At 49.8% G+C, this 1,537-nt stretch carries 1 protein-coding gene; it reads right to left on the bottom strand.

What is annotated here, in order from left to right; translation table 11 throughout:
- The coding region (locus ACFEL9_RS26050; RefSeq protein WP_385896321.1) for a beta strand repeat-containing protein at positions 1-1,537 on the bottom strand (1,537 nt) is incomplete at both ends.

Below are 1,537 nucleotides of genomic sequence, written 5' to 3'. Positions count from 1 at the left end.
TTTGAAGAAGTGAGAGCCAGCGCTGCAGCAGGCTGCCCAATGGTGACCGAAGCGGTAGCTGTACAATTATTGTTATCAGTAACGGTAACGGAATAAGTTCCTGCAGCAAGAGCGGTGATGTCTTGCGTGGTTGCGCCATTGCTCCACACATAAGAGTAAGGAGTCGTACCACCACTAACACTTAAATCAACAGAACCGGTGGCGTTGCCAAAGCAAAGCACATCCACTTTTGAAGAGGTGAGAGCCAGGGCTGCAGCAGGCTGCCCAATGGTGACCGAAGCGGTAGCTGTACAATTATTGTTGTCCGTAACGGTAACGGAATAAGTTCCTGCAGCAAGAGCGGTGATGTCCTGCGTGGTTGCGCCATTGCTCCACACATAAGAGTAAGGAGTCGTACCACCACTAACACTTAAATCAACAGAACCGGTGGCGTTGCCAAAGCAAAGCACATCCACTTTTGAAGAGGTGAGAGCCAGGGCTGCAGCAGGCTGCCCAATGGTGACCGAAGCGGTAGCTGTACAATTATTGTTATCCGTAACGGTAACGGTATAAGTTCCTGCAGCAAGAGCGGTGATGTCCTGGGTAGCAGCGCCATTGCTCCACACATAAGAGTAAGGAGTTGTACCACCACTAACAGTTAAGTCAATGGACCCGGTGGTATTGCCAAAGCAAAGCACATCCACTTTTGAAGAGGTGAGAGCCAGGGCTGCGGCAGGTTGGGTAATGGTAACAGAAGTAGTCGCTGTACAATTATTGTTATCAGTAACGGTAACGGTATAGGTTCCTGCAGCAAGAGCGGTGATGTCCTGGGTAGCGGCGCCATTGCTCCAAACATAAGTATAAGGAGTTGTACCACCACTAACACTTAAATCAACAGAACCGGTGGTATTGCCAAAGCAAAGCACATCCACTTTTGAAGAAGTGAGAGCCAGGGCCGCAGCAGGCTGCCCAATGGTAACAGAAGTAGTCGCTGTACAATTATTGTTATCAGTAACGGTAACGGTATAGGTTCCTGCAGCAAGAGCGGTGATGTCCTGCGTGGTTGCGCCATTGCTCCACACATAAGTGTAAGGAGTTGTACCACCACTAACACTTAAATCAACAGAACCGGTGGTATTGCCAAAGCAAAGCACATCCACTTTTGAAGAGGTGAGAGCCAGGGCTGCAGCAGGCTGCCCAATGGTGACCGAAGCGGTAGCTGTACAATTATTGTTATCAGTAACGGTAACGGAATAAGTTCCTGCAGCAAGGGCGGTGATGTCCTGCGTGGTTGCGCCATTGCTCCACACATAAGAGTAAGGAGTCGTACCACCACTAACACTTAAGTCAATGGACCCGGTGGCATTACCAAAGCAAAGCACATCCACTTTTGAAGAAGTGAGAGCCAGGGCCGCAGCAGGCTGCCCAATGGTGACCGAAGCGGTAGCTGTACAATTATTGTTATCAGTAACGGTAACGGTATAAGTTCCTGCAGCAAGAGCGGTGATGTCCTGCGTGGTTGCGCCATTGCTCCACACATAAGTGTAAGGAGTCGTAC

The organism is Terrimonas alba, assembly GCF_042434975.1.
Taxonomy (GTDB): domain Bacteria; phylum Bacteroidota; class Bacteroidia; order Chitinophagales; family Chitinophagaceae; genus Terrimonas_B; species Terrimonas_B alba.
Note: the sequence above shows the minus strand (reverse complement) of the source record. Positions and strands in the feature narration are given on the sequence as shown.